The organism is Alterirhizorhabdus solaris (assembly GCF_007785815.1).
In the GTDB taxonomy this organism is placed as follows: Bacteria; Pseudomonadota; Alphaproteobacteria; order Sphingomonadales; family Sphingomonadaceae; genus Alterirhizorhabdus; species Alterirhizorhabdus solaris.
This window is the reverse complement of sequence record NZ_VNIM01000157.1, coordinates 1-5,719: the sequence shown is the minus strand read 5'-3', so window position 1 is coordinate 5,719 and position 5,719 is coordinate 1. Positions and strand designations below refer to the sequence as shown.

Genomic DNA, 5,719 nt, shown 5'->3' with positions numbered 1-5,719 from the left:
GCTCTTTCTCATAGTTATTTGATGAAGGGACATGTGGGCGGCGGCTCCGGTTCTCTGCGGCGTTCAGGCGTGGAGTTATCGGTTAAAGTCAGGTCGTTCATGTGTCTTATATGCTTTATGCAATATATGTGCAGGAACGGCTCCTGGATATGCTGTGCGTTGACCGTGGGTTTTCCCCTGCGGTTACGTGTGGACATCAACTTGAGAGTTTGATTCTGGCTCAGAACGAACGCTGGCGGCATGCCTAACACATGCAAGTCGAACGAGAGCTTTCGGGCTCTAGTGGCGCACGGGTGCGTAACGCGTGGGAATCTGCCCTGAGGTACGGGATAACAGCGGGAAACTGCTGCTAATACCGTATGATATCGCGAGATCAAAGATTTATCGCCTTGGGATGAGCCCGCGTTGGATTAGGTAGTTGGTGGGGTAAAGGCCTACCAAGCCGACGATCCATAGCTGGTCTGAGAGGATGATCAGCCACACTGGGACTGAGACACGGCCCAGACTCCTACGGGAGGCAGCAGTGGGGAATATTGGACAATGGGCGAAAGCCTGATCCAGCAATGCCGCGTGAGTGATGAAGGCCTTAGGGTTGTAAAGCTCTTTTACCCGGGAAGATAATGACTGTACCGGGAGAATAAGCCCCGGCTAACTCCGTGCCAGCAGCCGCGGTAATACGGAGGGGGCTAGCGTTGTTCGGAATTACTGGGCGTAAAGCGCACGTAGGCGGCTTTTTAAGTCAGAGGTGAAAGCCCGGAGCTCAACTCCGGAATTGCCTTTGAGACTGGGAGGCTTGAACGTCGGAGAGGTGAGTGGAATTCCGAGTGTAGAGGTGAAATTCGTAGATATTCGGAAGAACACCAGTGGCGAAGGCGGCTCACTGGACGACTGTTGACGCTGAGGTGCGAAAGCGTGGGGAGCAAACAGGATTAGATACCCTGGTAGTCCACGCCGTAAACGATGATAACTAGCTGTCCGGGCACTTGGTGCCTGGGTGGCGCAGCTAACGCATTAAGTTATCCGCCTGGGGAGTACGGCCGCAAGGTTAAAACTCAAAGAAATTGACGGGGGCCTGCACAAGCGGTGGAGCATGTGGTTTAATTCGAAGCAACGCGCAGAACCTTACCAACGTTTGACATCCTCATCGCGATTACCAGAGATGGTTTTCTTCAGTTCGGCTGGATGAGTGACAGGTGCTGCATGGCTGTCGTCAGCTCGTGTCGTGAGATGTTGGGTTAAGTCCCGCAACGAGCGCAACCCTCGCCTTTAGTTGCCATCATTCAGTTGGGCACTCTAAAGGAACCGCCGGTGATAAGCCGGAGGAAGGTGGGGATGACGTCAAGTCCTCATGGCCCTTACGCGTTGGGCTACACACGTGCTACAATGGCGGTGACAGTGGGCAGCAAACCGGCGACGGTGAGCTAATCTCCAAAAGCCGTCTCAGTTCGGATTGTTCTCTGCAACTCGAGAGCATGAAGGCGGAATCGCTAGTAATCGCGGATCAGCATGCCGCGGTGAATACGTTCCCAGGCCTTGTACACACCGCCCGTCACACCATGGGATTTGGATTCACCCGAAGGCACTGCGCTAACCCGCAAGGGAGGCAGGTGACCACGGTGGGTTTAGAGACTGGGGTGAAGTCGTAACAAGGTAGCCGTAGGGGAACCTGCGGCTGGATCACCTCCTTTCTAAGGATCGGTCCGAAAGCGTCACTGCTAGACGGTGGAAGAGCTTCGCACCTTTCGTATAGAACATATGCCGCCGTCCTCATGTCCCTTCATCCTAGAGTAGCCACCCGGCTGCGCCGCGGGCAAAGCCCGCGTCGTCGGTCCTCGCCAAGCGAGGCCGGCCGTGCTTGCGCATCACAGCGCTAACGAGGTTAGCGCGGGTGTGCGCAGCGCATGGGCCGGTAGCTCAGGTGGTTAGAGCGCACGCCTGATAAGCGTGAGGTCGTAAGTTCAACTCTTACTCGGCCCACCATCGCGCGCGTCGTCATCCCATAAGGGGCCTTAGCTCAGCTGGGAGAGCGGTTGCTTTGCAAGCATCAGGTCATCGGTTCGATCCCGATAGGCTCCACCATCGCACAGATGGCGAGACGGATCAGCGTTTGCTGATCCGCACGTCATCCAGCGCGGCCGGCACTGCATAGCGCGCCATAAGGCGCAGCTTTGCTTTGACCGATGGCGCGCGGTGGGAAATGCGACACTCTAGGATTGAAGACAACAGTTCCGCGGCTTCGTGCCGCGGTTACCGGTGCCCGCAAGGCGGGCATCCTATTTGACATTGTGAATGGGTTCTAGAAATCGATGCCGTGGCGCATGGGTTTCTGCCAGGGTTTCCGGCAACGGGGATCGTGGTGGAGGCATGTGTCCACGAAAACGATGCTGAGCATGATGAATCATCCGCGTTGCGGGCGACGGGCCGGCTCTTCCTTCGGGGAGGGTATCGGTCTTGTCGCTGGTGGCGTGGACTCTCAAGCGTGAGGTAAGGGCAATTGGTGGATGCCTTGGCATGCACAGGCGATGAAGGACGTGGCACGCTGCGATAAGCTGCGGTGAGGTGTGAGCAACCTTTGACCCGCAGATTTCCGAATGGGGAAACCCACTCTCACCATTTAATCTCGCGCCTGCGGTGACGCAGGGACGGGGTTAGATGGGAGGAGTATCACTAAGCTGAATAAAATAGGCTTTGGTGAAGCGAACCCGGCGAACTGAAACATCTCAGTAGCTGGAGGAAAAGACATCAACCGAGATTCCGTTAGTAGTGGCGAGCGAACGCGGACCAGGCCAGTGCCTGATGTTACATTAGCAGAACGATCTGGAAAGTTCGGCCATAGCGGGTGACAGCCCCGTATGCGAAAATAAGACATCAGGACTTGAGTAGGGCGGAACACGTGTAATTCTGTCTGAACATAGGGGGACCACCCTCTAAGCCTAAATACTCGTGCATGACCGATAGTGAACAAGTACCGTGAGGGAAAGGTGAAAAGCACCCCGATGAGGGGAGTGAAACAGTTCCTGAAACCGGTTGCCTACAAGCAGTTGGAGGGGTTTTATGCCCTGACAGCGTACCTCTTGCATAATGGGTCTGTGACTTAATGTATCAAGCAAGCTTAAGCCGTTAGGTGTAGGCGCAGCGAAAGCGAGTCTGAATAGGGCGCCATAGTTTGATGCATTAGACCCGAAACCCGGCGATCTAGGCATGACCAGGATGAAGGTGGGGTAACACCCACTGGAGGTCCGAACCGATTAACGTTGAAAAGTTACCGGATGAGTTGTGTTTAGGGGTGAAAGGCCAATCAAGCCGGGAAATAGCTGGTTCTCCGCGAAAACTATTGAGGTAGTGCCTCGGATGAATACCTTGGGGGGTAGAGCACTGGATGGGCTAGGGGGTCGCGAGATCTACCAAACCTAACCAAACTCCGAATACCCAAGAGTAATATCCGGGAGACAGACGGCGGGTGCTAAGGTCCGTCGTCAAGAGGGAAACAGCCCTGACCTACAGCTAAGGCCCCCAAATCGTGTCTAAGTGGGAAAGCATGTGGGATCTCCAAAACAACCAGGAGGTTGGCTTAGAAGCAGCCATCCTTTAAAGAAAGCGTAACAGCTCACTGGTCTAAACAAGAGATCCTGCGGCGAAGATGTAACGGGGCTCAAGACACGTGCCGAAGCTTAGGGTGTGCCGCTTATGCGGTACGCGGTAGCGGAGCGTTCCGTAAGCCGGTGAAGCGATCTGGTAATGGGTCGTGGAGGTATCGGAAGTGCGAATGCAGACATGAGTAGCGATAAACAGGGTGAGATGCCCTGTCGCCGAAAGACCAAGGGTTCCTGCGCAAGGCTAATCCGCGCAGGGTGAGCCGGCCCCTAAGACGAGCCCGAAGGGGGTAGTCGATGGGAACCACGTTAATATTCGTGGGCCTGGTGGTGTGTGACGGATCTCGTGTGTTGTTCATCCTTATCGGATTGGATGGGCTTCGAAGAGGTTCCAGGAAATAGCCCCACCGTATAGACCGTACCCGAAACCGACACAGGTGGTCAGGTAGAGTATACCAAGGCGCTTGAGAGAAGTGTGCTGAAGGAACTCGGCAAATTGCCTCCGTACCTTCGGAAGAAGGAGGCCCCATCTAAGCGCAAGCTCTGATGGGGGGCACAGGCCAGGGGGTAGCGACTGTTTAGCAAAAACACAGGGCTCTGCTAAGTCGGCTTCAAGACGACGTATAGGGTCTGACGCCTGCCCGGTGCCTGAAGGTTAAGTGGAGGGGTGCAAGCTCTGAAATGAAGCCCAGGTAAACGGCGGCCGTAACTATAACGGTCCTAAGGTAGCGAAATTCCTTGTCGGGTAAGTTCCGACCTGCACGAATGGCGTAACGACTTCCCCACTGTCTCCAGCACATGCTCAGCGAAATTGAATTCTCCGTGAAGATGCGGAGTACCCGCGGTTAGACGGAAAGACCCCGTGCACCTTTACTGCAGCTTCAGAGTGGCATTAGGAAAGAACTGTGTAGCATAGGTGGGAGGCTTTGAAGCATTGGCGCCAGCCGGTGTGGAGCCATAGGTGAAATACCACCCTGTTGTTTTCTGATGTCTAACCTCGTTCCGTAAGCCGGAACAGGGACCCTCTGTGGCGGGTAGTTTGACTGGGGCGGTCGCCTCCTAAAGAGTAACGGAGGCGCGCGATGGTTGGCTCAGGCCGGTTGGAAACCGGCTGTTAGAGTGCAATGGCATAAGCCAGCCTGACTGCGAGACTGACAAGTCGAGCAGAGACGAAAGTCGGTCATAGTGATCCGGTGGTCCCTCGTGGAAGGGCCATCGCTCAACGGATAAAAGGTACGCCGGGGATAACAGGCTGATAACCCCCAAGAGCTCATATCGACGGGGTTGTTTGGCACCTCGATGTCGGCTCATCACATCCTGGGGCTGGAGCAGGTCCCAAGGGTTTGGCTGTTCGCCAATTAAAGTGGTACGTGAGCTGGGTTCAGAACGTCGCGAGACAGTTTGGTCCCTATCTGCCGTGGGCGTCGAAATTTGAGAGGAGTTGACCCTAGTACGAGAGGACCGGGTTGAACGTACCTCTGGTGGACCTGTCGTCGTGCCAACGGCGCAGCAGGGTAGCTATGTACGGACGGGATAACCGCTGAAAGCATCTAAGCGGGAAGCCTCCCTCGAGATAAGATTTCATAGAGCGGTCGGAGACCACGACCTTGATAGACCGGATGTGGAAGCGCGGTAACGCGTGGAGCTAACCGGTACTAATCGCTCTGTTCGCGCTTGAACGGATCCTAACCGATCCGGAGAGTCCCGCCATCACCGACAAGACCGAAAAACCTTGCCCGTGACCCGGATGATCCATCACACACAGCATCGCATCGATTTCAAACCCCCCATCGTGTCGCCCCCGAAAGGGCGCCCGTGAACCATCGTTCACGGGATAGAGCGCCGGCCCCATAGCTTGGTGGCCATAGCGTCAGTGACCCACCCGATCCCATCCCGAACTCGGCCGTGAAACCTGACTGCGCCAATGGTACTATTGCTCAAGCAGTGGAAGAGTAGGTCGCCGCCAGGCTTTGGAGCCGGCGCTCAATACACGATACACAGAACCCGTTCACATACCTCACACCGGAAATATCCCGGTCATAACCTCGGCGCGGGGTGGAGCAGCCCGGTAGCTCGTCAGGCTCATAACCTGAAGGTCACAGGTTCAAATCCTGTCCCCGCAACCA

The 5,719-nt window shown here is 55.6% G+C and carries 3 tRNA genes and 3 rRNA genes; all 6 read left to right on the top strand.

The features are described from left to right. Window positions 1–197: 197 nt before the first annotated feature. The 6 genes from FOY91_RS20420 to FOY91_RS20395 all read left to right on the top strand — a co-directional run bounded on the left by FOY91_RS20420 (window position 198) and on the right by FOY91_RS20395 (window position 5,719). Window positions 198–1,688, top strand: a 16S ribosomal RNA gene (locus FOY91_RS20420). Window positions 1,689–1,903: 215 nt separating this feature from the next. After that, window positions 1,904–1,980 (top strand) — tRNA-Ile (locus FOY91_RS20415). A 23-nt stretch (window positions 1,981–2,003) separates the two neighbouring features. Next, a tRNA-Ala gene (locus FOY91_RS20410) sits at window positions 2,004–2,079 on the top strand. Window positions 2,080–2,474: 395 nt separating this feature from the next. Further along, a 23S ribosomal RNA gene (locus FOY91_RS20405) occupies window positions 2,475–5,272 on the top strand. Window positions 5,273–5,447: 175 nt separating this feature from the next. After that, window positions 5,448–5,562 (top strand): 5S ribosomal RNA (gene rrf, locus FOY91_RS20400). The 16S, 23S and 5S rRNA genes sit together here with 3 tRNA genes alongside, the layout of an rRNA operon. 80 nt (window positions 5,563–5,642) lie before the next feature. Continuing rightward, window positions 5,643–5,719 (top strand) — tRNA-Met (locus FOY91_RS20395).